This window comes from Streptomyces viridiviolaceus, assembly GCF_014650995.1.
Classification (GTDB): Bacteria; Actinomycetota; Actinomycetes; order Streptomycetales; family Streptomycetaceae; genus Streptomyces; species Streptomyces viridiviolaceus.
This window is the reverse complement of the sequence record NZ_BMWA01000001.1, coordinates 316,157-341,926: the sequence shown is the minus strand read 5'-3', so window position 1 is coordinate 341,926 and position 25,770 is coordinate 316,157. Positions and strand designations below refer to the sequence as shown.

At 72.6% G+C, this 25,770-nt stretch carries 27 protein-coding genes; 23 read left to right on the top strand and 4 right to left on the bottom strand.

All coding sequences use genetic code 11. The features are described from left to right. The first annotated feature begins 83 nt into the window (after nt 1–83). From IE260_RS01360 to IE260_RS01325, 8 genes are all read left to right on the top strand, one after another. Nucleotides 84–566 carry a glutathione peroxidase gene (locus IE260_RS01360; RefSeq protein ID WP_189868538.1) on the top strand — a complete coding sequence of 161 codons (483 nt, stop codon included), beginning with the start codon at nt 84–86 and terminating at the stop codon, nt 564–566. A 35-nt stretch (nt 567–601) separates the two neighbouring features. Then, nucleotides 602–2,887 carry an ATP-binding cassette domain-containing protein gene (locus tag IE260_RS01355; protein WP_189868537.1) on the top strand — a complete coding sequence of 762 codons (2,286 nt, stop codon included), beginning with the start codon at nt 602–604 and terminating at the stop codon, nt 2,885–2,887. A 133-nt stretch (nt 2,888–3,020) separates the two neighbouring features. Continuing rightward, a complete protein-coding gene (locus tag IE260_RS01350) occupies nt 3,021–3,854 on the top strand; it encodes a M55 family metallopeptidase (RefSeq protein ID WP_189868536.1) in 834 nt (277 codons plus the stop codon). Next, entirely contained in the window at nt 3,847–5,169 is a 1,323-nt protein-coding gene (locus IE260_RS01345; RefSeq protein WP_189868535.1) for a M20/M25/M40 family metallo-hydrolase, read from the top strand. Before IE260_RS01350 ends, IE260_RS01345 begins: the two co-directional genes overlap by 8 nt. 4 nt (nt 5,170–5,173) lie before the next feature. Continuing rightward, the gene (locus IE260_RS01340) at nt 5,174–7,138 is read left to right on the top strand and encodes a S9 family peptidase (protein WP_189868534.1); all 1,965 of its coding nucleotides are present in this window, start codon (nt 5,174–5,176) and stop codon (nt 7,136–7,138) included. Next, complete coding sequence (locus IE260_RS01335; RefSeq protein ID WP_189868533.1) at nt 7,135–8,058, top strand: S66 peptidase family protein; 924 nt, start codon at nt 7,135–7,137, stop codon at nt 8,056–8,058. The genes IE260_RS01340 and IE260_RS01335 overlap by 4 nt, the downstream gene beginning before the upstream one ends. Before the next feature lie 70 nt (nt 8,059–8,128). Next, nucleotides 8,129–9,991 carry a CocE/NonD family hydrolase gene (locus tag IE260_RS01330; RefSeq protein WP_189868532.1) on the top strand — a complete coding sequence of 621 codons (1,863 nt, stop codon included), beginning with the start codon at nt 8,129–8,131 and terminating at the stop codon, nt 9,989–9,991. Between the two features lie 29 nt (nt 9,992–10,020). After that, the gene (locus tag IE260_RS01325) at nt 10,021–10,572 is read left to right on the top strand and encodes a GNAT family N-acetyltransferase (RefSeq protein ID WP_189868531.1); all 552 of its coding nucleotides are present in this window, start codon (nt 10,021–10,023) and stop codon (nt 10,570–10,572) included. Here IE260_RS01325 and IE260_RS01320 read toward each other — a convergent pair. After that, nucleotides 10,544–10,891: a DUF6204 family protein gene (locus tag IE260_RS01320; RefSeq protein ID WP_189868530.1), complete on the bottom strand. Its 348-nt coding sequence runs from the start codon at nt 10,889–10,891 to the stop codon at nt 10,544–10,546. The two genes, IE260_RS01325 and IE260_RS01320, sit on opposite strands and share 29 nt — an antisense overlap. 165 nt (nt 10,892–11,056) lie before the next feature. On the opposite strand from IE260_RS01320, the gene IE260_RS01315 reads away from it, so the two are divergent. After that, nucleotides 11,057–13,006 carry a DUF5107 domain-containing protein gene (locus tag IE260_RS01315; RefSeq protein ID WP_189868529.1) on the top strand — a complete coding sequence of 650 codons (1,950 nt, stop codon included), beginning with the start codon at nt 11,057–11,059 and terminating at the stop codon, nt 13,004–13,006. Nucleotides 13,007–13,024: 18 nt separating this feature from the next. On the opposite strand, the gene IE260_RS01310 is transcribed toward IE260_RS01315, so the two are convergent. Next, nucleotides 13,025–13,372 carry a VOC family protein gene (locus tag IE260_RS01310; RefSeq protein ID WP_189868528.1) on the bottom strand — a complete coding sequence of 116 codons (348 nt, stop codon included), beginning with the start codon at nt 13,370–13,372 and terminating at the stop codon, nt 13,025–13,027. A gap of 69 nt (nt 13,373–13,441) precedes the next feature. Between IE260_RS01310 and IE260_RS01305 the strand changes: the two genes are divergently transcribed. Beyond that, a complete protein-coding gene (locus IE260_RS01305; RefSeq protein WP_189868527.1) occupies nt 13,442–13,984 on the top strand; it encodes a phage holin family protein in 543 nt (180 codons plus the stop codon). A gap of 59 nt (nt 13,985–14,043) precedes the next feature. Here the strand turns inward: IE260_RS01305 and IE260_RS01300 are convergent, their stop codons facing one another. Next, complete coding sequence (locus tag IE260_RS01300) at nt 14,044–15,006, bottom strand: LLM class F420-dependent oxidoreductase (RefSeq protein WP_189868526.1); 963 nt, start codon at nt 15,004–15,006, stop codon at nt 14,044–14,046. A gap of 177 nt (nt 15,007–15,183) precedes the next feature. On the opposite strand from IE260_RS01300, the gene IE260_RS01295 reads away from it, so the two are divergent. The 13 genes from IE260_RS01295 (at nt 15,184) to IE260_RS01235 (ending at nt 25,543) form a co-directional block, all read left to right on the top strand. Beyond that, nucleotides 15,184–17,343, top strand: coding sequence for an FAD-dependent oxidoreductase (locus IE260_RS01295; RefSeq protein WP_189868525.1), 2,160 nt, complete (start codon nt 15,184–15,186; stop codon nt 17,341–17,343). Further along, nucleotides 17,340–19,187, top strand: coding sequence for a transketolase (locus tag IE260_RS01290; RefSeq protein ID WP_189868524.1), 1,848 nt, complete (start codon nt 17,340–17,342; stop codon nt 19,185–19,187). The genes IE260_RS01295 and IE260_RS01290 overlap by 4 nt, the downstream gene beginning before the upstream one ends. Beyond that, on the top strand, nt 19,184–20,116 hold the full coding sequence (gene ligD, locus IE260_RS01285) for a non-homologous end-joining DNA ligase (protein ID WP_189868523.1): 933 nt from the start codon (nt 19,184–19,186) through the stop codon (nt 20,114–20,116). Before IE260_RS01290 ends, ligD begins: the two co-directional genes overlap by 4 nt. Before the next feature lie 86 nt (nt 20,117–20,202). Beyond that, on the top strand, nt 20,203–20,613 hold the full coding sequence (locus tag IE260_RS01280) for a gas vesicle protein GvpO (protein WP_189868522.1): 411 nt from the start codon (nt 20,203–20,205) through the stop codon (nt 20,611–20,613). A gap of 46 nt (nt 20,614–20,659) precedes the next feature. Then, nucleotides 20,660–21,091 (top strand): gas vesicle structural protein GvpA, encoded by a 432-nt coding sequence (locus IE260_RS01275; protein ID WP_189868521.1) that lies wholly within the window; start codon nt 20,660–20,662, stop codon nt 21,089–21,091. Beyond that, nucleotides 21,088–21,861 (top strand): GvpL/GvpF family gas vesicle protein, encoded by a 774-nt coding sequence (locus IE260_RS01270; protein ID WP_189868520.1) that lies wholly within the window; start codon nt 21,088–21,090, stop codon nt 21,859–21,861. Before IE260_RS01275 ends, IE260_RS01270 begins: the two co-directional genes overlap by 4 nt. A gap of 5 nt (nt 21,862–21,866) precedes the next feature. Continuing rightward, a complete protein-coding gene (locus tag IE260_RS01265; protein ID WP_189868519.1) occupies nt 21,867–22,130 on the top strand; it encodes a gas vesicle protein GvpG in 264 nt (87 codons plus the stop codon). After that, nucleotides 22,127–22,855: a DNA primase gene (locus IE260_RS01260; RefSeq protein ID WP_189868518.1), complete on the top strand. Its 729-nt coding sequence runs from the start codon at nt 22,127–22,129 to the stop codon at nt 22,853–22,855. Before IE260_RS01265 ends, IE260_RS01260 begins: the two co-directional genes overlap by 4 nt. After that, nucleotides 22,852–23,964 carry an SRPBCC family protein gene (locus IE260_RS01255; protein ID WP_189868517.1) on the top strand — a complete coding sequence of 371 codons (1,113 nt, stop codon included), beginning with the start codon at nt 22,852–22,854 and terminating at the stop codon, nt 23,962–23,964. The genes IE260_RS01260 and IE260_RS01255 overlap by 4 nt, the downstream gene beginning before the upstream one ends. After that, on the top strand, nt 23,961–24,287 hold the full coding sequence (locus IE260_RS01250; protein WP_189868516.1) for a gas vesicle protein: 327 nt from the start codon (nt 23,961–23,963) through the stop codon (nt 24,285–24,287). Before IE260_RS01255 ends, IE260_RS01250 begins: the two co-directional genes overlap by 4 nt. Next, a complete protein-coding gene (locus IE260_RS01245) occupies nt 24,284–25,078 on the top strand; it encodes a GvpL/GvpF family gas vesicle protein (RefSeq protein WP_189868515.1) in 795 nt (264 codons plus the stop codon). Before IE260_RS01250 ends, IE260_RS01245 begins: the two co-directional genes overlap by 4 nt. Beyond that, nucleotides 25,075–25,257 (top strand): gas vesicle protein, encoded by a 183-nt coding sequence (locus tag IE260_RS01240; RefSeq protein WP_189868514.1) that lies wholly within the window; start codon nt 25,075–25,077, stop codon nt 25,255–25,257. Before IE260_RS01245 ends, IE260_RS01240 begins: the two co-directional genes overlap by 4 nt. Before the next feature lies 1 nt (nt 25,258). Next, nucleotides 25,259–25,543: a gas vesicle protein K gene (locus IE260_RS01235; protein WP_189868513.1), complete on the top strand. Its 285-nt coding sequence runs from the start codon at nt 25,259–25,261 to the stop codon at nt 25,541–25,543. A gap of 19 nt (nt 25,544–25,562) precedes the next feature. Here the strand turns inward: IE260_RS01235 and IE260_RS01230 are convergent, their stop codons facing one another. Next, nucleotides 25,563–25,733: a hydrophobic protein gene (locus IE260_RS01230; RefSeq protein WP_189868512.1), complete on the bottom strand. Its 171-nt coding sequence runs from the start codon at nt 25,731–25,733 to the stop codon at nt 25,563–25,565. Between the last annotated feature and the right edge of the window lie 37 nt (nt 25,734–25,770).

Below are 25,770 nucleotides of genomic sequence, written 5' to 3'. Positions count from 1 at the left end.
CCGTCAATCCGTCGAGCCCCGCACGAGGACCCTCCTACGTGATCTCGAGTCCGTCCCTGCCGCGCGGACCTAGCGTGCACGCCATGACCGTCTTCGACATCGCCCTCGCGGAACTCGACGGCCGCCCCGGTGCCCTCGCCCGGCACCGCGGACGGACCCTTCTCATCGTCAACGTCGCCTCGCAGTGCGCCCTCGCCGGCCAGTACGAAGGGCTCGACCGGCTCGCCCGGCAGCACCGTGAGGACGGCCTCGTCGTCCTCGGCGTGCCCTGCAACCAGTTCGGCGAGCAGGAGCCGGGCACCCCCGAGGAGATCGCCGGGTTCTGCTCCGCGCGGCGGATCTCCTTCCCGCTCACGGAGAAGATCGCCGTCAACGGCGCGGACCGACACCCCCTCTACGCGGCACTGACCCCCTTCGCCGACGCCGACGGCCACACCGGCGACGTGCGCTGGAACTTCGAGAAGTTCCTCGTGTCGTCCGCAGGCGAACCCGTGGCGCGCTTCGGCCCCCAAGTCGATCCCGAGGACCCGGAACTGCTGCGCACCGTCCGCGCGCGGCTCGGGTGAGCCCAACGAGTCGAGCAATGCAGAGAGGATGATCTGTGAACCAGACGCCGGCCAGCGTCATCGACGACGGCATCCATGTCGTCGGCGCCCGAGAGAACAACCTCAAGGACGTCTCCCTCGTCATTCCCAAGAACCGGATCACGGTCTTCGTGGGCGTCTCCGGATCCGGGAAGTCCTCCCTGGTGTTCGACACCGTCGCCGTGGAGGCGCAGCGGCAGCTCAACGCCACCTTCCCCTGGAACATCCGGCACGACCTGCCCAAGTTCGAACGGCCGCACGTGGACGCCGTCACCCGGCTGACCACGCCGGTGGTCGTCGACCAGCGCCCCCTCGGCGGCAACGCCCGCTCCACCGTCGGCACGGTCACCGACGTCTACACCGTGATGCGCGTGCTCTTCGCCAACCACGGCAACGACGGACTCGGGCAGACCTGGCTCTACTCCTTCAACGACCCCAAGGGCATGTGCCCGGAGTGCGAGGGCCTCGGCCGGGCCCGGCGGCCCTGCCCCGAGCTGATGACCGACCCCGACAAGTCCATCGCCGAGGGAGCCATCCTCCTGCCCGGCTACACGGTGGGCAGCGCCAACTGGCAGTTCTACGCCAACTACGCACACCTCGACGCCGACAAGAGGCTCGCCGACTACACGCCCGAGGAGATGCACACCCTGCTGCACGGCAGCACGGGGACCGTGGAGGTGACCTACCCCAACGGGAACGTCCTGGCGCTGAAGTACGAGGGCCTGGTGGACAGCTTCGTGCGCCGCCACCTCAAGCGGGACTCGGCCGGCATGAGCAAGGCGGCCCGCGACAAGGCGGCCGAGTTCTTCACCGAGGGCGTCTGCCCCACCTGCGAGGGCGCCCGCCTCAACCAGAAGGCGCTCGCCACGAGGATCGACGGCCGCAACATCGCCGACTGGTGCCAGTTGCAGGTCAGCGACCTCATCTCGGTCGTCACAGCGCTCCAGGAACGGCTCGACACCCCGCTCGTCACCACCATCCGCGAGACCCTGGAGCAGATCGAGGCCATCGGACTCGGCTACCTCACACTCGACCGGTCGACCTCCTCCCTCTCCGGCGGCGAGGGCCAGCGGCTCAAGCTCGTCAACCACCTCGGCAGCGAACTGACCGGCCTGACCTACATCTTCGACGAGCCCAGCGTCGGCCTGCACCCCCGGGACGTCAGCCGGCTCAACGACCTCCTGCGCGCGCTGCGCGACAAGGGCAACACCGTCCTCGTCGTCGAGCACGACCCCGACGTCATGGCCGTCGCCGACCACGTCGTCGAGATCGGCCCGCGGGCCGGTGTGCACGGCGGCACGATCGTCTTCGAGGGCGGCTACGACGAACTCCGCGCGGCCGACACCCTCACCGGGCAAGGTCTGCGGCGCACCGGCGGGATCAAGGAGAACCCACGCCCGTTCGAGCGGACGCTGCCGATCCGGAACGCGACGGTGCACAACCTGAAGGACGTCTCCACCGAGATCCCGGTCGGCGTCCTGACCGCCGTCACCGGCGTCGCCGGCGCCGGCAAGAGCTCCCTGATCGCCCACGCCCTGCGCAGCCGGCACCCCGGTGCCGTCTTCGTCGACCAGTCGCCCATCCCGCGCTCCTCGCGCTCCACCCCCGCCAGCTACCTGAAGCTGATGGACCCGATCCGCAAGCTCTTCGCCAAGGCGAGCGGCGAGGACCCCAGCCTGTTCAGCTTCAACTCCAAGGGCGCCTGCGACGAGTGCGAGGGCCGCGGCCTGCTCATCACCGAGGTCGCCTACATGGACCCGGTCACCACGCACTGCGAGGTCTGCGAGGGCCGCCGCTTCAAGGAAACGGTGCTCCAGCACCGGGTGGGCGGCAAGAACATCGCGGACGTGCTGGAGATGTCCGCCGAGGAGGCCGCGGGCTACTTCCCCTACGGACCGCTGCGCACCAAGGCCGGGGCGCTCATCGAGACCGGCATCGGCTACCTCGGCCTCGGCCAGTCGCTCGCCACCCTCTCCGGCGGCGAACGGCAGCGGCTCAAGCTCGCCGACCGGCTCGCCGGCTCGGGCACCGTCTACATCCTCGACGAGCCCACCACGGGCCTGCACCTGTCCGACATCGACAACCTCGTCGGCCTGCTGAACCGGATCGTCGACCGGGGCAACACCGTGGTGGTCATCGAGCACGACCTGGCCGTGATCTCCCAGGCGGACTGGGTCGTCGACCTCGGGCCCGAGGGCGGCAACCACGGCGGCGAGATCGTGTTCACCGGTACCCCGGCCGACCTCGCGCGGGCACGGAACTCCCACACCGGCGAGCACCTGCGCATCATGCTCGGCCGATAGCGTCCCGCCGGCCGGTCCGCCCTCCTGCGGCGGGCCGGCCCACGGGCCGTTCCCCGGTCCCGTCCTCCGGGCGCGCGACCGGCTGCGTCCTCGTCCTGGCCGCGTACCGCGCCGACGCGTAACGTGACGCCCTATGAAGATCCTCATCAGCGCCGACATGGAAGGCGCCACCGGTGTCACCTGGCCGGCCGACGTGTTGCCGGGGACGCCGCAGTGGGAGCGCTGCCGGTCGATGTTCACCTCGGACGTCAACGCCGCGGTGCTGGGCTTCTTCGACGGCGGCGCCGACGAGGTGCTCGTCAACGAGGCCCATTGGACCATGCGGAACCTGCTGCTGGAGCGGCTCGACGAGCGGGCGCAGATGCTCACCGGACGGCACAAGGCGCTGTCCATGGTGGAGGGCGTGCAGCACGGGGACGTCGACGGCATCGCCTTCATCGGCTACCACGCGGGGGCCGGCATGGAGGGCGTCCTCGCGCACACCTACCTCGCCAACCAGATCACGGGTGTCTGGCTGAACGACGTACGGGCCAGCGAGGGGCTGCTCAACGCGCACGTCGTCGCCGAGTACGGGGTGCCGGTCGTGCTGGTCACCGGCGACGACGTGGCCTGCGAGGACGCGCTCGGCTACGCGCCCGAGGCGCTGAAGGTCGCGGTCAAGGACCATGTCTCGCGGTACGCCGCGGTGTGCCGGACACCGGCGAGGACCGCCTCCGACATCCGGGCGGCGGCCAAGGAGGCCGCGGCACTCGCGGTGCGTCAGGAGCCGGTGAGCGGCGGACCGTTCACCGTCGCGGTGGAGTTCGACGCCGAGCACCTGGCGGCGGCCTCCACCGTCGTGCCGGGTGTCGCCCGCATCGGCGAGCGGAAAGTGGCGTACACCCACGAGACCATGTTCGAGGCGATCCGTACCTTCAAGGCGGTCACCACGATCGCCTCGGCCGCGGTGGAGGAGCAGTATGGCTGAGCAGCCCGGGAGCACGGACGCGCAGGCGCTGGAGGAGGTCGTCCGGTTCACCTCCGACCTCATCCGCATCGACACCACGAACCGCGGCGGCGGTGACTGCCGGGAACGCCCGGCCGCCGAGTACGCCGCCGCGCTGCTCGCGGAGGCCGGATGCGAGCCCACGCTGCTGGAGCGCACCGAGGGCCGGACCAACGTCGTCGCCCGCATCGCGGGCACCGACCCGTCCGCCGACGCGCTGCTGGTGCACGGTCACCTCGACGTGGTGCCCGCCGAGGCCGCCGACTGGAGCGTGCACCCGTTCTCCGGGGAGGTCCGCGACGGCGTCGTCTGGGGCCGCGGCGCGGTCGACATGAAGAACATGGACGCGATGATCCTCGCGGTCGTGCGCGCCTGGGCCCGAGGGGGCGTACGGCCCCGCCGGGACGTGGTGATCGCGTTCACCGCGGACGAGGAGGCCAGCGCCGAGGACGGCTCCGGCTTCCTCGCCGACCGGCACGCCGCGCTGTTCGAGGGCTGCACCGAGGGCGTCAGCGAGTCGGGGGCGTTCACCTTCCACGACGGCGGCGGCCGGCAGATCTACCCGATCGCCGCCGGCGAGCGCGGCACCGGCTGGCTCAGGCTCACCGCGCGCGGGCGGGCCGGGCACGGCTCCAAGGTGAACCGGGAGAACGCGGTCACGCGGCTCGCCGCCGCCATCACCCGGATCGGCGACCACCAGTGGCCGCTGCGGCTGACCCCGACCGTGCGGGCGGCCCTCACCGAACTCGCCGCCGTGTACGGCATCGACACCGACCTGCGCGACGTCGACGCGCTGCTCGACAAGCTCGGCCCCGCCGCGAAGCTCGTCGAGGCCACCGTCCGCAACAGCGCCAACCCGACGATGCTGGACGCCGGCTACAAGATCAACGTCATTCCGGGCGAGGCCGTCGCCCACGTGGACGGGCGCTTCCTGCCGGGCACCGAGGAGGAGTTCCGCGGCACCCTCGACCGGCTCACCGGGCCGGACGTGCACTGGGAGTTCGAGCACCGCGAGGTCGCCCTCCAGGCGCCGGTGGACTCGCCGACGTACGCCCGGATGCGTGCCGCCGTCGAGGAGTTCGCCCCGGAGGGGCACGTGGTGCCGTACTGCATGTCCGGCGGCACGGACGCCAAGCAGTTCTCGCGGCTCGGCATCACCGGCTACGGCTTCGCGCCGCTGAAGCTGCCGGAGGGCTTCGACTACCAGGCCCTCTTCCACGGCGTCGACGAACGCGTCCCCGTCGAGGCGCTGCACTTCGGGGTGCGCGTCCTCGACCGGTTCCTGCGCACGGCCTAGAGGAGTGGGGGAGACAGTGCGGACCCTGGCGTACGGATCGTGGCCCTCGCCCGTCGACGCGGCGCTCGCCGCCGCGCACGACGGCCGCCCCGAGGACGTGGGCTTCGTCGGCGACGAGGTGTGGTGGACCGCGCCCCGGCCCACCGAGGGCGGGCGGCGCACCCTGGTGCGGCGGCACCCCGACGGCAGGGAGGAGCCGGTGCTGCCCCCGCCGTGGAACGTGCGCAGCCGCGTCATCGAGTACGGCGGCCGGCCCTGGGCCGTGCTCATGACCGGCACCGGCCCGCTGGTGCTCTTCGTGAACTTCGCCGACCAGCGGCTCTACGCGTACCGGCCGGGCGGCGAACCGCAACCGCTGACCCCCGTCTCCCCGGTGGGCGGCGGGCTGCGCTGGGCGGAGCCGCAGCCGCGCCCCGAACGCGGCGAGGTGTGGTGCGTCCTGGAGGAGTTCACCGGCGACGGCCCCACCGACGTGCGCCGGGTCCTTGCGGCGGTGCCGCTGGACGGCTCGGCCGCCGACGACCGGGACGCGGTGCGCGAACTCACCGACGACCGGCACCGGTTCGTCACCGGCCCCCGCGTCTCACCGGACGGGCGGCACGCGGCCTGGCTCGCCTGGGACCACCCGCGCATGCCCTGGGACGGCACCGAGCTGCTCGTCGCCGGGATCGGCCCCGACGGCGCCTTCCAGGAGGCACGGACCGTCGCGGGCGGGCCGCAGGAGTCGATCGCCCAGGTCGACTGGGCCCCGGACGGTGCCCTGCTGTACGCCTCCGACCGCACGGGCTGGTGGAACCTCTACCGCGACGGCAGTGCGCTGTGCCCCCGTCAGGAGGAGTTCGGCGGGCCGTTGTGGAAGCTCGGCCTGCGCTGGTTCGCGCCGCTGGACAGCGGCCTGATCGCCGTCCTGCACGGCCGCGGCGCCGCCGGTCTCGGGATACTGGACCCCGAGACCGGCGAGGTCGTCGACGCGGCCGGCCCCTGGACCGAGTTCGCGCCCACCCTGGCGGCGCACGGCGAGCGGGTGGTGGCCGTCGGGGCCGGCCCGCGCAGCGCCTACGAGGTGGTGGAGCTGGACGCCGCCACCGGCCGCGCACGGGTGATCGGCGCCCCGCACGAGGACGCCGTCGACCCCGCCTACTACCCCCGCCCGCGGATCCGCACCTTCACCGGCCCCGACGGCCGTGAGATCCACGCCCACGTCTACCCGCCGCACCACCCGGACTGCACCGCCCCCGGTGACGAACTGCCGCCGTACGTCGTCTGGGCGCACGGCGGACCCACCAGCCGGTCGCCCCTGGTGCTGGACCTGGAGATCGCCTACTTCACCTCGCGCGGCATCGGCGTCGCGGAGGTCAACTACGGCGGCTCCACCGGGCACGGCCGGGAGTACCGCAACCGGCTGCGCGAACAGTGGGGGGTGGTCGACGTCGAGGACTGCGCGGCCGTCGCCCTCGCCCTCGCGGACGAAGGCACCGCCGACCGGGGCAGGCTCGCCGTACGGGGCGGCAGCGCGGGCGGCTGGACCGCGGCCGCGTCGCTGGCCACGACCGACGTCTACGCCTGCGGCACGGTCATCTACCCGATCCTCGACCTGACCGGCTGGGGCACGGGGGAGACCCACGACTTCGAGTCGCGGTACCTGGAGACCCTGATCGGGCCGTACGCCGACGTGCCCGGCCGGTACGCGGAGCGGTCGCCCACCGAGCACGCCGACCGGGTGACCGTGCCCTTCCTGCTGCTCCAGGGCCTGGACGACGTCATCTGCCCGCCCGTGCAGTGCGAGCGGTTCCTCGCCCGCATGGCGGGCAGGGGCGTGCCGCACGCGTACATCGCCTTCGAGGGCGAGGGTCACGGGTTCCGACGTGCCGAGACCATGGTGCGTGCCCTGGAGGCCGAACTGTCCCTCTACGCACAGGTGTTCGGGCTGAACGTGCCCGGCGTCCCGAACCTGGAGCTGACGAAGTGAAGTCCCTGCTGCGGCCGCACCGACTGGCTCCCGGCGCCCGCGTGGCCGTCGTCGCGCCCAGCGGGCCGGTGCCCGAGGAGCGGCTGCAGGCCGGGCTGGACGTGCTGCGCGGCTGGGACCTCGACCCGGTCGTGGCCCCCCACGTGCTGGACCGGCACAGCACGTTCGACTACCTCGCGGGCGCGGACGCCGACCGGGCCGCCGATCTCCAGGGTGCCTGGTGCGACCCGTCCGTGGACGCCGTGCTGTGCGCCCGCGGCGGGTACGGCGCCCAGCGCATGGCCGACCTGCTCGACTGGGAGGCGATGCGCGCGGCCGGCCCGAAGGTGTTCGTCGGCTTCAGCGACGTCACGGCGCTGCACGAGGCGTTCGCGACGAGGCTGGGCCTGGTGACCCTGCACGGGCCGATGGCGGCCGGGGCCGACTTCATCAAGAACGCCCGGGCGCAGGACCACCTCAAGGCCACGCTGTTCGTCCCGGAGACCGTCCGCACGATCGTCTCCGGCGGCACGCCCCTGGTCCCGGGCCGGGCGCGGGGCGTCACGCTCGGCGGCTGCCTGACCCTGCTCGCCGCCGAGCTGGGCACTCCGCGCGCCCGCCACTGCGCGCGCGGCGGGCTGCTGTGCCTGGAGGACGTGGGGGAGGAGACCTACCGGCTGGACCGCTCCGTGACCCAACTGCTTCGGGCCGGCTGGCTGGACGGGGTCCGCGGGGTGCTGCTCGGGTCCTGGGAGGAGTGCGAGCCGTACGAGCGCGTGCGCCCGCTGCTCGTCGACCGGCTGGGCGGCCTCGGTGTGCCGGTCGTCGAGGACTTCGGCTTCGGGCATTGCGAGGGCGCGCTGACCATACCCTTCGGGGTCACGGCGGAACTGGACGCCGGCGCGGGCACGCTGACGCTGGACCAACCGGCGCTGCGCTGACGCCCTTTTCGCTGACCGTCCGTCAAACACCCGTCACGGTGATTGACCCACGCCTGACACGTGTCACACGATGACATCCGGCCAGTACCTACTGGCCGGTAAGTCGGGTTGTCCTCAGGTAGTCCTCAGTGTGGAGGTCTCTGTGCCCCGTCGTGCCCACCGCCGTCTCCGCAGATCCCGCGCCGCCTGTGCGCTCACCCTCGGCGCCGCCCTCACCGTCCCCCTCGGCCTCACCACCCCCGCCGCCGCGGCCGGCCAGTACACCGTCACGCCGCTGAAGCTCACGGTCCGCGCGGGCGAGCGCACCTGCACGATCGACGCCGACCTGTACCGGCCGGCGGGCGTGGACGCAAGCCGCCCGGCCCCCGCCGTGCTCACCACCAACGGCTTCGGCGGCAGCAAGTCCGACGGCCGGACCGACGCCATCGGCAGGGCCTTCGCCCAGCGCGGCTACGTCTCGCTGGCCTACTCGGGGCTCGGGTTCGGCAGGTCCGGCTGCCTGATCTCCCTCGACGACCCCGGCGTCGACGGAGCCGCCGCCTCCCAGCTGATCGACTTCCTCGGCGGCAAACGGGCCGCCGACGACGGCACCACCGCCGACTTCGTCACCCTCGACCGGGCGGGCGACCCGCGCGTCGGCATGATCGGAGGGTCCTACGGGGGCGCCGTCCAGCTGGCCACGGCCGCCGTCGACCACCGCGTCGACGCGCTCGTGCCCATGATCACCTGGAACGACCTGGCCTACTCCCTCGCCCCGAACAACACCGTCGGCGCCGCCGACGTCCCCGGTGCCTTCAAATGGCAGTGGACCAACGGCTTCTACCTCATCGGCGAGGGCCAGCCGCTGCTCGCGCCGAGCCTCGACCCGTCCCGCATCAACACCATCGACTGCCTGCACTTCGTCAGCCGGGCGTGCCAGACCGTCCGCACGCTCAACTCCGGCCGCTACCCGGCGGACCGGACCGCCGACCTGCTCGACTACGCGCGCGGCGTCTCCCCGGTGTCGTACCTGAACCGCGTCGAGGCGCCGACCCTGCTGGTGCAGGGCCAGGCCGACACCCTCTTCAACCTCAACGAGGCGACCGCGACGTACAAGGCGCTCCGGGCCCGGGGCACCCCCACCAAGATGATCTGGCAGTCCTGGGGCCACAGCGGCGGCCTCACCGACCCGGCGTCCGGCGAACTGAACCTCGCCCAGGGCAACCTGGAGAGCGCCTACGTCGGCAGGCGCATCCTCGCCTGGTTCGACCGCCACCTCCACAAGAAGGACGTCGACACCGGCCCGGCCTTCGCCTACCACCGCGACTGGATCACCGACCCGCAAGCCACCTACGCCACCGCCGACCGCCTCCCCGCGGCCGGCCACGACCTGTACCTGTCCGGCGACGGCGAACTCGTCGACGACCGCGCCGAGGTGGCCCGCGGCAGCCGCACCTACACCAACTGGCCGGTCCCCACCAGCCACTCCGAGAGCTCCCTCGCCGGCATCCTCGGACTGCCGGACCCGGCGCCGTACGACACCAAGGGCACCTACCTGGCCTGGACCAGTGACCCGCTGGAGAGCGACCTCGACGTGGTCGGCGCGCCCCGGGCCACGCTGAAGGTCGTCTCACCGGCGGCCGAGCGGACCCAGGACTCCGGCGACGCCGCCGACAAGCTGGTGCTCTTCGCCAAGCTGTACGACGTCGCCCCCGACGGCAGGCAGACGCTGGTGCACCGGCTCGTCGCGCCGGTCCGTGTCCCCGACGTCACGAAACCGTTCACCGTCACCCTGCCCGGGATCGTGCACCGCTACGAGGAGGGGCACCGGCTGCGGTTCGTGATCGCGGCGAGCGACGGGGCGTACCTCGGCAACCGCGGGATCAAACCGGTGACCGTGGTCAGCGCCCCCGGGGACACCGGGGTGCTCCGGTTGCCGGTGACCGGAGGATGAGCCACCTGGGCCCGTCGTAGGCTGGCGGGATGCCGCACACCGCGTCCCGCCACCTCGCCGAAGGCCCCCGCGTGGGCATACGGCACTTCACGTACGCCGACGGTGACGAGTTCACCGCCCGCGCCCGGGAGAGCAAAAACCTGCACCACCCGTGGCTCTTCCCACCGGACAGCACCGCCGCCTACACCGCGTACGCCGGCCGGCTGATCGAGGACCCGACCAAGGCCGGGTTCCTGGTGTGCGAGCTGGACGGCGGAGGCATCGCCGGATTCATCAACATCAACAACATCGTCCAGGGCGGCTTCCTCAGCGGCGCCCTCGGATACGGCGCCTTCGCCCACGCGGCGGGCCGCGGGCTGATGCGCGAGGGGCTGGACCTCGTCGTGCGGTACGCGTTCGGCCCGATGCGGCTGCACCGGCTGGAGATCAACGTGCAGCCCGGCAACGCGGCCTCCATCGCGCTGGCCCGCGCCTGCGGCTTCCACCTGGAGGGCTTCTCGCCGAGGATGCTCTACATCGACGGCGCCTGGCGCGACCACCAGCGCTGGGCCATCACCGCCGAGACCGTGACTTCCGGTTGATCTTCATGGTGTCCAGGTCCGTGACGGTCGACCTGAGATCCCGGAACCCGTAGCCGAGCGCCCGCAACGCCGTCTCGGCCCGGTCCTCGGCGAGCGCCCCCGCCATCTCCTCGCCGTCCGCCGCGTCCGACACCACGACGTACCGCATCGAGAAGTGCTTGAGCGGCGACGCCTCGTACGACAGCGAGCCCTCCTCGGTGAACCGCATGCTCGCCATCCCGTGGTCGGCGGCCTCGGCGAGCAGCCGGGCGCGGGCCTCTTCCGTCAGGCCCTCCCAGGTGCCCCGGACGATCACCCGATAGGTGTGCTGCTCGCTCACGTACGCTCCACTCCTTCGTCTCCGGGCCGCCGCCGCAGCCGAAGGCCCGACTGTACGTCGCCGAGGCCGGACCGCGCCCGGAATATCGCCGCCCGGCCGACCGCGGCGATCCCGGCCGGTCCCGCCCCTGTTCAGCTCGCCGGCGAGCGGCTTCCATGGGGAAGCGTGACGACGATCCGACACGAGGTACTGACCCTGCCCGCCGCCGCGCCGGGCCCCGACAACCCGCTGCCGCCGCTGCGCCCCCTGGACGAGGCCCACCGCATCGACGACCGGGACCGGGCCGCCCTGCCGCGGGACATGGCCCGGCAGGTCGACTACGAGCCGCTGCGCAGCCTGCTGCCGGTGCGGGTCCGGGACGGGTACGACCGGTCGCGGACACCGCGCGAGGTCGACGCCCTCGTCATCGAGAACGACCGGCTGAAGGCCACCGTCCTGCCCGGCCTCGGCGGCCGGATCGCCTCCCTGCACCACAAGCCGACCGGACGTGAACTCCTCTACGTCAACCCGGTGTTCCAGCCCGCCAACTTCGCCCTCAACGGCGCCTGGTACTCCGGCGGCATCGAATGGAACATCGGCGCCACCGGCCACACGACCCTGTCCTGCTCACCCCTGCACGCGGCCCGCGTCCCGGCCCCCGACGGCGGGGAGATGCTGCGCCTGTGGGAGTGGGAGAGGCTGCGCGACCTGCCCTTCCAGGTCGACCTGTGGCTGCCGGACGGCTCGGACTTCCTCCACGTCGGCGTCCGGATCCGCAACCCGCACGAGCGCCCTGTGCCCACCTACTGGTGGTCCAACATCGCCGTGCCCGAGGAGCGCCGCGTCCTCGCCCCCGCCGACGAGGCCTGGCACTTCGGCTACGAGCGCCGGCTGCGCCGGGTGCCCGTGCCGCGACACGCGGGCGCCGACCGGACGTACCCGCTGAACAGCACGTACGCCGCCGACTACTTCTACGAGCTGCCCGAAGGCCGCCGCCGCTGGATCGCCGCACTCGACGAGCACGGGCACGGACTGGTGCAGACGTCGACCGACGCGCTGCGCGGCCGGAAGCTGTTCGTCTGGGGCACGGGACCCGGCGGGCGGCGCTGGCAGGAGTGGCTCACCGAGCCCGGCACCGGCGGCTACTGCGAGATCCAGGCCGGACTCGTCCGCACCCAGCTGGAGCACGTCCGGCTGGAGGCGGAGAGCGAGGTGTCCTGGCTGGAGGCGTACGGACCGCTGGAGGCGAGCCCCGAGGGCGAGTGGCACACCGTGCTGCGCGAGGCGGAGGCCCGGCTGGAGACCGCCCTGCCCAGGGCTGCCGTCGACGCGGCCCACGACGCCTGGAAGCCGTACGCCGACACCGAACCCGTCGGGATCCTCGCCGCCGGCTCGGGGTGGGGCGCCCTCGAAGTGCTGCGCACCGGCTGGAAACTGCCCGGCACACCCTTCGGCGAGGACACCGTCGGTGACGCCCAGGCACCCTGGCTCCATCTGCTGCGCGCCGGATCCTTCCCGGACGCCCGGAGGGCGGAGCCGTACGACGAGACGCTGGTCGCCCCGCCATGGCGGGACATGCTGGAGACCGCGCCCGCCACACCCGTCACCGAGTACCACCTCGGCATCGCCCAGTGGCACGCCGGCGACCGGGCACAGGCGGTGCGCAGCTGGGAACGGGGCCTGCGGTCCGCCCCGGCCGGCTGGCCGTTGCTGCGCTGCCTCGCCGTGGCCGACCAGGAGGACGGTCACCACGAGCGGGCCGCCGACCGGTACGCCGAGGCCTTCGACGACCTGTGCGAGCGGCGCGGGGACGACGAGCGGTGGACGGAGCTCTCGGCCGCGCTCGGCCGCGAGGCCGTCCAGGCGCTGCTGGCTGCGGGACGCCCGGCCGACGCCCGTTCCGTGTGGGAGCGGTTGACTCCCGGGACCCGCGCCCGGGGCAGGTTCCGGCTGCTCGAGATCGGTCTGCTGCTCGCCGAGGGACGCGGCGAGCAGGCGCGGGCGGTGTTCGACGACGGCTTCGAGGTCGCCGACCTCAGGGAGGGGGAGGAGGCCATCGGGCGGCTGTGGGCCCGCCTCGGCCCCGAACCGCTGCCCGCCCGGCTCGACTTCAGGATGCGGCCGGACGGGAGCTGACCCCGCCCGGCCGGAAGGTCACGCGCGCCGGTCCACGTACTCGTACACCACGCCGTCCGGGTGCCGGGCGATCAGGTTGCGTCCCGCGGGCGTCGGTACGGGGCCCGCGATGATGTCGGCACCCAGTTCACCGAGGACGCGGTGGGCCTCGTCGACGTCCGCGACGGCGATCGTCGCGGCGACCTTGCGCAGCAGTTCCAACTGGGACTCCGGTCCGCTCATCAGCAAGAAGCAGCCGACGGCGGCGACTTGGACACCACCGCGTTCGAAGCGGAGGGCCCGGCCGCCGGCGACGCCCTCGTAGAAGGGGATCGCCTTGTCCAGATCGTCGACGTAGACGCGCAGTGTCGCTCCCAGAATGTCCATGCGCAGGAGCCTAGTTGGCGCCGCGGGGGCCCGGCTCATGGAAGGCCCGCTCGCGGGTACCCGGGAGGCATGGACCGCTTGGATCATCTGGAACATCTGGACAAGCATCTGGTCGACGAACTGGCCCAGGTGGCACGCGAGACCGTCCGCGACGAACTGCGCGAACAGACCCGCAAGCAGCGCCGTACGGCCGTGCTGTACGCCGCGTCCGGCGCCGCCGCCCTCTACGCGGGCGCGGCCGTCGCACTCGCCGTGGGCCTGGCCCTCGCCATCGGCCTGCCGGACTGGGCCGCCGCGCTGATCACCGCCGCCGTCCTGGCGGTCGTGGCCCACCTGCTGCGCGGTGCCGCCCGGCCCTCCGGGACCCGGACGGGGTCCGCGCACGACCCGGCGCTCGCCGCCGGTCACGGGCACCCCGTCGGCGGCACGGCGCCGGGCGCGCCGCCGAGCGGGCTCGGCATGCCCTACCCGCCCATGCCGCCCGTGGCACCCGGTGGCGCCGGCGGGGCGACCGGCGCCCCGGGTGCGGGCACGCCGGCGCCGGGCGGCACCGGACCGGCGGCGCCGCGCCAGGACGACATCGACCCCGAGGCCCCGCACGGCCGCGCCTGAGCGGCCGGAGGCGGCGGTGGGCCCCCGGACGCCCGTCCGGGGGCCCACCGCCGCGCGGGTCAGGTGCCCTGCTGGAGCTGCGGCAGCACCTTCGTACGGTAGAAGTCGAAGAAGCCGCGGAGGTCGGGGCCGATCTGGTTGACGTAGATCCGGTCGAACCCGGCGTCGGCGAACTGCTTCAGCTCGGCGACGTGTTCGTCGGCGTCGTCGCCGCACACCCGGTTCTGCCGCACCATGTCCTCGGTGACCAGCGTCTGCACCTGCTCGAAGTGCTTGGGCGAGGGCAGCACCTGGCCCAGCTCGCCGGGCAGCAGCTCGTTCGGCCACAGCCGGTGCACCGTCCGCACGGCCTCGTCCCGGTCGGTGTCGAAGCAGACCTTGGTGCCGCCGCTGACCGGTTTGGCGCCGCCTCCGCCCTTGCGGTACTGCTCCACCATCGACGTGTCCGGCGTCATCGTGATGTAGCCGTCGCCCACCCGGGCCGCCAGCTTGGTCGCCGCCGGTCCGAAGCCGGAGACGTCGATCGGGACGGGCTCGTCCGGGACGGTGTACAGGCGGGCGTTCTCCACCGTGTAGTGCGTGCCGTGGTGGTTGACCTCCTCGCCGGTGAACAGCCGGCGCATCACGAGGATGGCCTCCTCCAGCATCTCCAGTCGCACGTGCGCGGGCGGCCAGGCGTCTCCGAGGATGTGTTCGTTGAGCGCTTCACCGGTGCCGACGCCGAGCCGGAAGCGGCCCCCGGTCATCACCGCGCTGGTCGCCGCCGCCTGCGCCACCACCGCCGGGTGGACGCGCACCGTCGGGCAGGTCACCGCCGTCTCGACGGGCAGGGACACGGCCTCGGACAGCGCGCCGATCACCGACCACACGAACGGGCTCTGGCCCTGCTCGTCGTTCCAGGGGTGGAAGTGGTCCGAGATCCACAGCGCCTGGAACCCGGCCTGCTCGGCCATCCGCGCCTGCTCGATGAGCTCGGCGGGACCGTACTGCTCGCAGGAGAGGAAATAGCCGTACTCGGGCATGGGCGTGCCTCCGGGACGTGGGGGGTGGTCCCGGGCCGAGTACCCGGGCGCCCGGCGGGAAACCGGCGGCGCGGGGGGGCGCGGCGGACGTCCGGGTGCCCCCGGCCGGACGTTTGGGCGCCCCGGCCAAGGGGACGCGGAAGGCTCACGAGGTACGCGACAGCCCGGAGGCGAACCGTGAGCCGACCCCGCATCGTGATCGTCGGTGCCGGCTTCGCCGGGTACCGGACGGCCCGCACCCTGTCCCGGCTCACCCGGCACCAGGCCGACATCACCCTGCTCAACCCGACCGACTACTTCCTGTACCTGCCCCTGCTGCCCCAGGTCGCCGCCGGAGTGCTGGAGCCGCGCCGGGTCACCGTCTCCCTGTCGGGCACCCTGCCGCGGGTGCGGCTGGTGCTGGGCGAGGCCGACGGCATCGACCTCGACCGGCACACCGTGCACTACACCGGCCCCGAGGGCGGTGAGGGCACCCTGTCCTACGACCGGCTGGTGCTCGCCGCGGGCAGCGTCAACAAGCTGCTGCCGATACCCGGCGTCGCCGAGCACGCCCACGGCTTCCGCGGGCTGCCCGAGGCCCTGTACCTGCGGGACCACGTCACCCGCCAGGTGGAGCTGGCGGCCGCGACCCGGGACCGCGACGAGTGCGCCGCCCGGTGCACCTTCGTCGTGGTCGGCGCCGGATACACCGGTACGGAGGTCGCCGCGCACGGCCAGATGTACACCGACTCGCAGGTGCGCAGGCATCCGCTCAGGGCCGGGATGCGGCCGCGCTGGATGCTGCTGGACGTCGCGCCCCGGGTGCTGCCCGAGCTGGACGAACGGCTCTCCCGCACCGCCGAGCGGGTGCTGCGGCAGCGGGGCGTCGACGTGCGGATGGGGACCTCCGTGAAGGAGGCCACGCACGACGGGGTACTGCTCACCGACGGTACGACCGTGGACACGCGCACGCTGGTGTGGTGCGTCGGCGTGCGGCCCGACCCGCTCGTGGAGTCCCTCGGGCTGCCCCTGGAACGCGGCCGGCTGCTGGTCGACCCCCACCTCCAGGTGCCGGGGCGCCCGGAGCTGTACGCCTGCGGTGACCTGGCGGCCGTGCCCGACCTCAACAACCCCGGCTCGTTCACGCCGATGACCGCGCAGCACGCCTGGCGGCACGGCAAGGTCTGCGCCCGGAACGTCGCCGCGTCGCTCGGCATCGGTGAGCGGCGCGTCTACCGCCACCGGGACATGGGCTTCGTCGTCGACCTGGGCGGCGCCCAGGCAGCCGCCGATCCGCTCGGCGTCCCGATGTCCGGCCCGGTGGCGGGCGCCGTGACCCGCGGCTACCACCTGGCGGCGATGCCCGGCAACCGCGTCCGGGTCGCCGCGGACTGGCTGCTCGACAGCGTACTGCCGCGCCAGGCGGTGCAGTTGGGGCTCGTACGCTCCTGGTCGGTGCCCCTGGAGTCGGCGTCGCCTGAGCTGGCGCGGGTGCCGGGCGGAGCGGAGGGCCGCAAGGACGCGGAGCCGTCCCGCGACGGCCGCCGTGCCGACGACGCCCCCGCCGGGAGCCCGTCCGGTACCGCGGCCGCACGGAGCCCCTCCGGTGGAGCGTCGGCCGGGTCCGGGAGGGTCCGGCCCGGTGGCGAACCGGCGCGGAACGAGCCGGGTGGCGGGTCCGTGCCGAGCCCCTCGGGTGGTGCGTCGGCCCGGTCCGGGCCGGTGGCCGGGGCCGGGCCCGACAAGGAGCGTTCCGGACGCGAACAGTCCCGGCCCGGCGGCGACACTGCCACAGACCGGTCCGGCGGTGAGCCCGCCGAGGGCCGGCCCGGTGGCGGACCGGCCAAGTACCGGCCTGGGGGTGAGCCCGCCAGGAATCGGAGCGGTGGCGAACCGGCCAGGAATCAGCCCGGTGGCGAGCCGGCCAGGAATCGGAGCGGTGGTGAACCGGCCAGGAATCAGCCCGGTGGCGAGCCGGCCAGGAATCGGAGCGGTGGCGAACCGGCCAGGAATCAGCCCGGTGGCGAGCCGGCCAGGAATCGGAGCGGTGGCGAGCCGGCCAAGAATCAGCCCGGTGGTGAACCGGCCAAGAACCAGCCCGGTCGCGAGCCCGTCAGGAAGCAGCCCGGTGGCGAGGCCGTCAGGAAGCAGCCCGGTCGCGAGCCCGTCAGGAAGCAGCCCGGTGGTGAACCGGGCAGGAAGCCGCCCCGACCGGAGCCCGTGCGGAGCCGTTCCGCACGCGGGCCCGTCGAGCCCGCCCCCGACGTGGAACCCCCGCCCGGCCAGCCGCCCCCCGGGCCCGACATCGCACCCGGTCCCGTCAGGCGTGCCGACGGCCCCCCGGAAGGAGACTCATGAACACCGGTGAACTCGTCGAACTGGGACAGCAGTTGCGCGTGGACAGCGTACGGGCGTCCGCCGCCGCGGGCTCCGGGCATCCGACGTCGTCGATGTCCGCCGCGGACCTGATGGCCGTACTGCTCGCCAACCACCTCCGCTACGACTTCGAGCGCCCCGCCCACCCCGGCAACGACCGCTTCGTCCTCTCCAAGGGACACGCCTCGCCCCTGCTGTACTCCGCCTACAAGGCGGCCGGCGCCATCGACGACGACGAGCTGCTCACCTTCCGCAAGCTGGGCAGCCGCCTGGAGGGTCACCCCACGCCGCAGCGGCTGCCGTGGGTCGAGACGGCCACCGGTTCGCTCGGCCAGGGCCTGCCCGTCGGCGTCGGCATCGCCCTGTCCGGCAAACGGCTGGACCATGCCGACTACCGGGTGTGGGTGCTGTGCGGCGACAGCGAGATGGCCGAGGGCTCGGTGTGGGAGGCCGCCGAGCACGCCGGGCACGAGCGCCTCGACAACCTCACCGCGATCGTGGACGTCAACCGGCTCGGCCAGCGCGGCCCGACCCGGCACGGCCACGACCTCGACGCCTACGCCCGCCGCTTCCGCGCCTTCGACTGGCACACGGTGGAGATCGACGGCCACGACGTCGACGCCATCGACCGTGCCTACGGCGAGGCCCTGTCCACCAGGGGCCAGCCCACCGCCATCATCGCCCGCACCCTGAAGGGCAAGGGTGTGCAGGCCGTGGAGGACCGTGAGGGCCAGCACGGCAAGCCGGTGCCGGACGCCGACGAGGCGGTCGCCGAACTCGGGGGCCCGCGCGACCTCCGCGTCCAGGTGCACGAGCCGCCCTCCGCGCGGGCGCTGCACTCGGTCGGCTCCGGGCAGACGGAACTGCCCCGCTTCGAGACGGGCGACGAGGTCGCCACCCGCAACGCCTTCGGCCAGGCGCTGGCCGCGCTCGGCACGGCCCGAGGCGACGTCGTCGCCCTCGACGGCGAGGTCGGCGACTCCACCCGCGCCGAGTACTTCGCCAAGGAACACCCCGAACGCTACTTCGAGTGCTACATCGCCGAGCAGCAGATGGTCGCCGCCGCGGTGGGCATGGCGGCGCGCGGCTGGATGCCGTACGCCACCACCTTCGCCGCGTTCCTCACCCGCGCCCACGACTTCGTGCGGATGGCCTCGGTCAGCGGCTCCGGCATCAACCTCGTCGGCTCCCACGCGGGCGTCGCCATCGGCCAGGACGGGCCCAGCCAGATGGGTCTGGAGGACCTGGCGATGATGCGGGCGATCCACGGATCGACGGTGCTGTACCCGTGCGACGCCAACCAGACCGCGCACCTCGTCGCCGAGATGGCCGGCCTGGAGGGCATCCGCTACCTGCGCACCTCGCGCGGCGAGAGCAAGGTGATCTACGGCCCCGACGAGGAGTTCCCCGTCGGCGGCAGCAAGGTCCTGCGCTCCTCCGACCGGGACCGGCTCACGGTCGTCGCGGCGGGCGTCACGCTGCACGAGGCGCTGGCCGCCGCTGACGCGCTCGACGAGGGGGGCATCCCGGTCCGGGTGATCGACCTGTACTCGGTCAAGCCCGTCGACCGCGCCACCCTGCGGCAGGCCGCCGAGGAGACCGGCTGCCTGCTGACCGTGGAGGACCACCGCGAGGAGGGTGGCCTCGGGGACGCGGTCGCCGAGGCCTTCGGCGACGGGCGGCCCGTGCCGCGCCTGATCCGGCTCGCCGTCCGCACGATGCCGGGCTCGGCGTCCCCGGACGAGCAGCTGCACGCCGCGGGCATCGACGCCGAGTCCATCACGGCCGCCGCCAGGCTGCTGGTGGAGGAGGCGGTCGTGGCGTGAGCGGCGAGGCCGTACGGACCGTCCGGGCGGGACGCCACACGGTCGGGGTCCACCGGCCGGACAAGGTGCTCTTCCCCGGCGGTGACGGGGGCGGCGGCGAGGAGTACACGAAGAGCGACCTCGTCGACTACTACCGGGCCGTCGCCCCCTTCATGCTGCCGCACCTGCGTGGCCGCCCGCTGATGCTGGAGCGGCACCCGGACGGGGTGGACGGCCCGAGGTTCATGCAGAAGAACACGCCGGACACCTACCCGGAGTGGATCACCCGCGTCGAGGTGGCCAAGGAGGGCGGAACCGTCTGTCACACCGTCTGTGACGACAGCGCCACCCTCCTGTACCTCGCCGACCAGGCCGCCCTCACACTGCACCGCTGGCTGTCGCGGGCCGATGACCTCGGCCGGCCCGACCGGATGGTCTTCGACCTCGACCCGGCGGGCGACGACTTCGCCTCGGTACGGGAGGCGGCCCGGCTGCTGGGCGAGCTGCTCGACGCGCTGAAGCTGCCCTCGGGGCTGATGACCACCGGCTCCCGGGGACTGCACGTGGTGGTGCCGCTGAACGGGCATCAGGACTTCGACGAGGTGCGGGAGTTCGCGCGGGAGGTCGCCGACACCCTGGCCACCGCGCACCCCGACCGGCTCACCACCGCCGCCCGCAAGAAGGACCGCGGCGACCGGCTCTACCTGGACGTCCAGCGCAACGCGTACGCGCAGACCGCCGTCGCGCCCTTCACCGTCCGCGCCCTCCCCGGTGCGCCCGTGGCCACCCCCCTCTCCTGGGACGAACTGGAGGACCCCGCGCTGCACGCCCGCCGCTGGACCGTCGCGGACGCCGTCGAGCAGGCACGTACCCGCCCCTGGGCCGGGATCATGAGCCGCGCGCGGTCCCTGGGGCCGGCGCGGCGGCGGCTGAACGCCCTGCGCGGTTAGCGGGGCCGTCCGGGACGGGCGGCAGATGCCCGCGGTCGTGGAGGTTTGGCGAACACACTTGCGGCCACACGGAGGGGGAGGTGGCCATGTCGAACACGAAGAACACGTCCGAATCGCAGGGTTCGCAACAAAGTTCACAAAAGTCACAGAGCCCTCAAGAGCCCACTGAAGCCAGAAGCAACAGCAGTAACACCAGTAACGCACACAACAGCACGGCGGACCACAGGCTGAGCCCGATGGAGGTGCTGCGCCAGGCGCGCGCCCAGCTCGCGGAGCTCACCGGCATGACCGCCGAGTCCGTGTCGTCCTTCGAGCAGACGGAGGAGGGCTGGTCCCTGGAGGTCGAGGTCCTCGAACTCGAGCGGGTTCCCGACACGATGAGCCTGATGGCGAGCTACGAGGTGGAGCTGGACTCCCAGGGGGAGCTCACCGGCTACCGGCGCGTCCGGCGCTACGAGCGCGGGCGGGCCGAGGCGCGCAGGCCCGGCGGCCGCTAGGCCGCCCGACCGGACCCACACCCACAGACAAGGAGGAACAACCGGCATGACTGTCGTACCGGCACAACAGACCGGCGGCGGAGGCGGCAGCAGCGGCCTCTACGACGTACTTGAGCTTGTTCTGGACAGGGGGCTCGTCATCGACGCATTCGTGCGCGTCTCCCTGGTCGGCATCGAGATCCTGAAGATCGACGTACGCGTCGTCGTCGCCAGCGTCGACACCTATCTGCGCTTCGCCGAGGCGTGCAACCGGCTCGACCTCGAAGCCGGGCCGCGCAAGGCCCCGGGCCTGCCCGACCTGGTCGGCGAGATCACCGAGTCCGGCGCGCGCGGCAAGTCCAAGGGGGCACTGTCCGGCGCCGCCGAGACCATATCCGACGCCTTCAAGCAGGCCCGCGAAGAGGGCTCCGAGCGTGAGACCTCGCGTCCGCGGGCCCGCAGGACCACGGCCCCGCGCAGGAAGGAGGAGCAGGAGTGAGCACGTACGTCTACGGCATCACCGCCGATTCGCATCCCGCGCTCCCCGAGGGCATGGGAGGCGTCGGCGACCCGCCGCTCCCGGTGCGCATCCTCAAGGCCGGCGAGCTGGCGGCCGTCGTCAGCGACGCGCCCGAGGGGCTGCGGCCCAAGCGCAGGGAGCTGCTCGCCCACCAGAACGTGCTCAGCGAGGTGGGCGCCGCCGGCTGTGTGCTGCCCATGCGGTTCGGCAGCATCGCCCCCGACGACCAGGCGGTCACCGCGGTGCTCGCCGAGCGGGCCGAGCACTACCGGGAGCGTCTGCGGGCGCTGGACGGCTGCGTCGAGTACAACGTCAAGGCCAACCACGTCGAGGAAGCCGTTCTGCACCACGTGATGGCCGAGAACCCGGAGATCCGTGCCCTCGCGGAGTCTAACCGGAAGTCCGGCGGCGGCAGTTACGAGAGCAAGATCCAGCTGGGCGAGATGGTCGCCTCGGCGGTCAAGGCCAAGGAGTCCGAGGACGCCGGCGCGCTGGAGCGGCTGCTGGAGCCGGCCGCCGACGCGGTCAGCGTGGGCCCCGAGTCCACGGGCTGGCTCGCCAACGTGTCGTTCCTGGTGAACCGGTCCTCGGCCGAGGAATTCCTGGCCGCCGTGGAGCGGGCACGCAGTGAGCTGCCGCACCTGGAGGTGCGCGTGAACGGTCCGCTGCCGCCGTACAGCTTCGTCGAACCCGGCCCCGCCCAGCCCGCGGGCACCGCGGCAGGCGGCGCGGACACCGGAGCGGGGTGAGCGACGTGGGACTGATCTCCGAGGTCCTGCTGCTGCCGTTCGCTCCGGTGCGCGGCAGCGGGTGGGCCATCAGACAGCTGCTCCGGGAGGCCGAGCGGATCTACTACGACCCCGCCACGATCCGGGCCGAACTCGCCCGGCTCGAAGAGCAGTTGGAGGCCAGAGAGATCACCGAGGAGGAGTTCGACCGGCAGGAGGACGAGCTCCTGGACCGGCTGGAGATCGCTACGCGCGGCAGCGCGGGAACAGGCAACGGGACGGCACCATGAATCGTGTGGGAATCGGCCTCGCGGTAGGGGCCGGATATCTGCTGGGACGCACCAGGAAACTGAAGCTCGCGGTCGCCGTGGGCAGCATGGTGGCCGGCAAGAAGATGAACCTGACCCCGCGCGGGGTCGCGGACCTGGTCTCCCAGCAGCTGCAGAACAATCCGCAGTTCAAGGAGATCGGGGACCAGCTGCGGCAAGACCTGCGCGGCGTGGGCAAGGCGGCCTCGGGCGCCATGGTCGAGCGGCAGATCGACGCGCTCGCCGACCGCCTCCACGGGCGCACCGCCCAGGTGCGCGACCAGCTCTCGGGCGTGGCGTCCAAGGTGCCGGGTGTCGGTGCCGAGGCGGAATCCGGCGCCGAGGACGAGGAGGAGTACGAGGAGGAGCCGCGGGGCGCCGAGGGCGAGGAGGAGCCGCGGGGCGCCGAGGACGAGGAGGACGACGAGCCCGAGGGCGAGTCCGGCAGGCGGGGCGACCGGGAAGGCCGGCCCGCGAAGAAGGCTCCGCCTCAGGCACGCAAGGCCGCCAAGAAGGCGCCTGCCAAGAAGGCGCCTGCCAAGAAGGCGGCCGCGAAGAAGGCGGCCGCGAAGGCACCCGCAGGGAAGACGGCGGCCAAGAAGGCACAGCCCGCCGGTAAGGCGGCCTGGAAGAAGACAGCCGGTACCAGGAGCGCCGCCCGCGGTGCCCGGAGCGCCGGACTGCCGAAGGGCGGCGGTGAACGATGACGGAGACCCTCGGATCCGCGGCATCCGCGGCAGGCGGAGCGGCGAAGAAGAACCCCCTCGGCGACCTGGCCCACAGTGAGGCGGCCGACCGCCTCAAGGCCGAGGTGCAGGAGTACCTCGCCGCCCAGGCCCAGCGCCTGCTGGTCGGCGCCGGACGCAAGCTGGGCGAGACCACCGTCAAGCTCAACGACATCGCGGAGGGCAAGAGCCCCGGCTTCGCCAAGCTCGCCCTCGACGGCGGACGCAAGCTCGCCGAGGGCAAGGGCCCGATGCGGACGGCGCTGGAGCTCGGCGGCTCCAAGGTGAAGGACAGCGTAGTCGGGGCCTTCAAGAACCTCGGCGGCGGCGGCAAGAGCAAGCGCAAGCGCCGCGGCGGCCAGAAGCCGACCGTCATCATCGAGTACGTCGACGTCGGCGTACCGCTGCGCACCGCCTACGACCAGTGGACCCAGTACCAGGACTTCAGCACCTTCGCCAAGGGCGTCAAGAGCGCCAACCGCGCCGACGACACGACGTCCGACTGGCAGGCGAAGATCTGGTGGTCCAACCGCAGCTGGAAGGCGACGACCATCGAGCAGGTGCCCGACGACCGGATCCACTGGAGCTCCGAGGGCGCCAAGGGCACGACGAAGGGCGTCGTCTCCTTCCACCGGCTCGCGGACAGCCTCACCCGGGTCCTGCTGGTCATCGAGTACTACCCCTCCGGCCTGTTCGAGAAGACCGGCAACATCTGGCGTGCCCAGGGGCGCCGGGCCCGGCTCGACCTCAAGAACTTCGTCCGCTTCATCACGTTCAAGGGCGAGGCGGAGGACAGCTGGCGCGGCGAGATCCGCGACGGCGAGGTCGTCCGCAGCCACGAGGACGCGGTCGCCGAGGAGGAGCAGGAGCAGGAGGGCAAGGAGCAGGAAGGGGCCCCCGAGGACGAGGAGGAGTCCCGTTACGAGGAGGAAGAGCCGGAGGAAGAGCCGGAGGAGGAGTCCGAGGAGGAGCCCGAGGACGAGGAGGAGTACGAGGAGGAGTACCCCGAGGGCGAGTTCGAGGAGGACTACGACAGAGACGGTGAGGACGAGGACGAGCACGAGTATGCCGCCCGCGGGAGCCGTCGATGACGACACCCGGCCGGCTGCCCGAGCCCTACGGCCAGGGCCAGAGTGCCAACCTCGCCGACATCCTGGAGCGGGTGCTCGACAAGGGAATCGTCATCGCGGGCGACATCCGGATCAACCTGCTCGACATCGAGCTGCTCACCATCAAGCTGCGGCTCATCGTCGCCTCCGTCGACAAGGCCAAGGAAATGGGCATCGACTGGTGGGAGAGCGACCCGGCGCTCTCCTCGCGCGCCCGGCGCGACGAACTGACCCGGGAGAACGCCGCGCTGCGCGAGCGGCTGCGGGAGCTGGAATCGGGCCACGTACCCAGGGAGGCACCATGAGCGGACTGCGGTACGTCTACGCCGTCTGCCACCCCTTCGGCGCGGCCCTCCAGGCCCAGCTGACGGGCGTGGCCGGTGACCCGCCGAGACTGCTGAACCACCACGGCCTGATCGCCGTCGTCAGTCATGTGCCCGAGGCGGACTTCTCCGAGGAGGCGCTGCGGGCCCACCTGGAGGACCTGGACTGGCTGGCGGCGACCGCCCGCGCCCACCAGCAGGTCATCGACGCGCTCACCGCCGTGACCACGCCGCTGCCGCTGCGGATGGCCACCGTCTTCCGGGACGACAGCGGGGTGCGCGTGATGATGGAGGAGCGGGAGGACGACTTCCGCCGCACGCTCGACCGGCTGGAAGGCCGGGTGGAATGGGGCGTCAAGGTGTACGTCGAGACGGAGCCCGAGCCGTCCGCGCGGCCCGCGCCGCCCGGGCGGAAGGCCACCTCGGGCCGGGACTACCTGCGGCAGCGCCGCATGCAGACGCGGGCGCACGAGGACCAGTGGGCCAAGGCCGAGGAACTGGCGACGCGCCTGCACGAAACGCTGTCCTCCCGGGCCGACGACGCCACTCTGCACGCACCGCAGAATCCCACGCTCTCCGGTGCCGCCGGGCGGAACGTTCTCAATGCCGCCTATTTGGTGCGACGGGACGTTTCCGAGGAGTTCGTGGAAATGGTGGACCGGACGAAGGACGACGTCCCCGGAATTCGCGTGGAACTCACCGGACCCTGGGCCGCCTATTCCTTCGCCGGAGAGGAAACCACCCGCGAGGAAAACGCGGGGGAGGGGACGTGACCGTCGTAGAACGCCGTGAGATCGCCCTGGTGGACCTGCTCGACCGGCTGCTGGCCGGCGGAGTGGTGATCACCGGGGACATCACGCTGCGCATCGCGGACGTCGACCTGGTCCGCATCGACCTGAACGCGCTGATCAGCTCGGTCAACGCCAACGTCCCGTCACCGTGGGGGGACTGACATGACCGAACGCCGCAAACGGCTGGACCTGGAGCCCGACACGGTCGAGCGCGACCTCGTCAAGCTCGTGCTGACCGTCGTGGAACTGCTGCGCCAGCTCATGGAGCGCCAGGCGCTGCGCCGCTTCGACGAGGGCGACCTGAGTGAGGAGCAGGAGGAGCGCATCGGGCTCACCCTGATGCTGCTCGACGACCGCATGACCGAACTGCGGGAGCGCTACGGACTGCGGCCCGAGGACCTGAACCTGGACCTCGGGCCGCTCGGACCGCTGCTGCCCCGGGAGTGAGCCTCCCGGGGCAGCCGCCTCACCACCTGTACCAGCGGCCCCGTCCGCCACCTGCGGTCGTTCCGCGGACCAGGAAGCCCAGCAGCCACAGGACCAGGACCACCAGAGCGATCCACCACAGTGCCTTCACGGCGAAGCCGACACCGAACAGAACGATCGCGAGAAGCAATACGAGCAGAAGCGGAATCATAATGTGAACCTCCTGCCGTACTGGTTTCCCGAAATTC

Bases quoted from the DNA above. Each gene is read 5' to 3' on its own strand.
- IE260_RS01360 (WP_189868538.1), top strand. From the start codon at position 84: ATGACCGTCTTCGACATCGCCCTCGCGGAACTCGACGGCCGCCCCGGT.
- IE260_RS01350 (WP_189868536.1), top strand. From the start codon at position 3,021: ATGAAGATCCTCATCAGCGCCGACATGGAAGGCGCCACCGGTGTCACC.
- IE260_RS01345 (WP_189868535.1), top strand. From the start codon at position 3,847: ATGGCTGAGCAGCCCGGGAGCACGGACGCGCAGGCGCTGGAGGAGGTC.
- IE260_RS01330 (WP_189868532.1), top strand. From the start codon at position 8,129: ATGACATCCGGCCAGTACCTACTGGCCGGTAAGTCGGGTTGTCCTCAG.
- IE260_RS01325 (WP_189868531.1), top strand. From the start codon at position 10,021: ATGCCGCACACCGCGTCCCGCCACCTCGCCGAAGGCCCCCGCGTGGGC.
- IE260_RS01310 (WP_189868528.1), bottom strand. From the start codon at position 13,372: ATGGACATTCTGGGAGCGACACTGCGCGTCTACGTCGACGATCTGGAC.
- IE260_RS01305 (WP_189868527.1), top strand. From the start codon at position 13,442: ATGGACCGCTTGGATCATCTGGAACATCTGGACAAGCATCTGGTCGAC.
- IE260_RS01300 (WP_189868526.1), bottom strand. From the start codon at position 15,006: ATGCCCGAGTACGGCTATTTCCTCTCCTGCGAGCAGTACGGTCCCGCC.
- IE260_RS01290 (WP_189868524.1), top strand. From the start codon at position 17,340: ATGAACACCGGTGAACTCGTCGAACTGGGACAGCAGTTGCGCGTGGAC.
- IE260_RS01280 (WP_189868522.1), top strand. From the start codon at position 20,203: ATGTCGAACACGAAGAACACGTCCGAATCGCAGGGTTCGCAACAAAGT.
- IE260_RS01275 (WP_189868521.1), top strand. From the start codon at position 20,660: ATGACTGTCGTACCGGCACAACAGACCGGCGGCGGAGGCGGCAGCAGC.
- IE260_RS01260 (WP_189868518.1), top strand. From the start codon at position 22,127: ATGAATCGTGTGGGAATCGGCCTCGCGGTAGGGGCCGGATATCTGCTG.
- IE260_RS01255 (WP_189868517.1), top strand. From the start codon at position 22,852: ATGACGGAGACCCTCGGATCCGCGGCATCCGCGGCAGGCGGAGCGGCG.
- IE260_RS01250 (WP_189868516.1), top strand. From the start codon at position 23,961: ATGACGACACCCGGCCGGCTGCCCGAGCCCTACGGCCAGGGCCAGAGT.
- IE260_RS01245 (WP_189868515.1), top strand. From the start codon at position 24,284: ATGAGCGGACTGCGGTACGTCTACGCCGTCTGCCACCCCTTCGGCGCG.
- IE260_RS01235 (WP_189868513.1), top strand. From the start codon at position 25,259: ATGACCGAACGCCGCAAACGGCTGGACCTGGAGCCCGACACGGTCGAG.
- IE260_RS01230 (WP_189868512.1), bottom strand. From the start codon at position 25,733: ATGATTCCGCTTCTGCTCGTATTGCTTCTCGCGATCGTTCTGTTCGGT.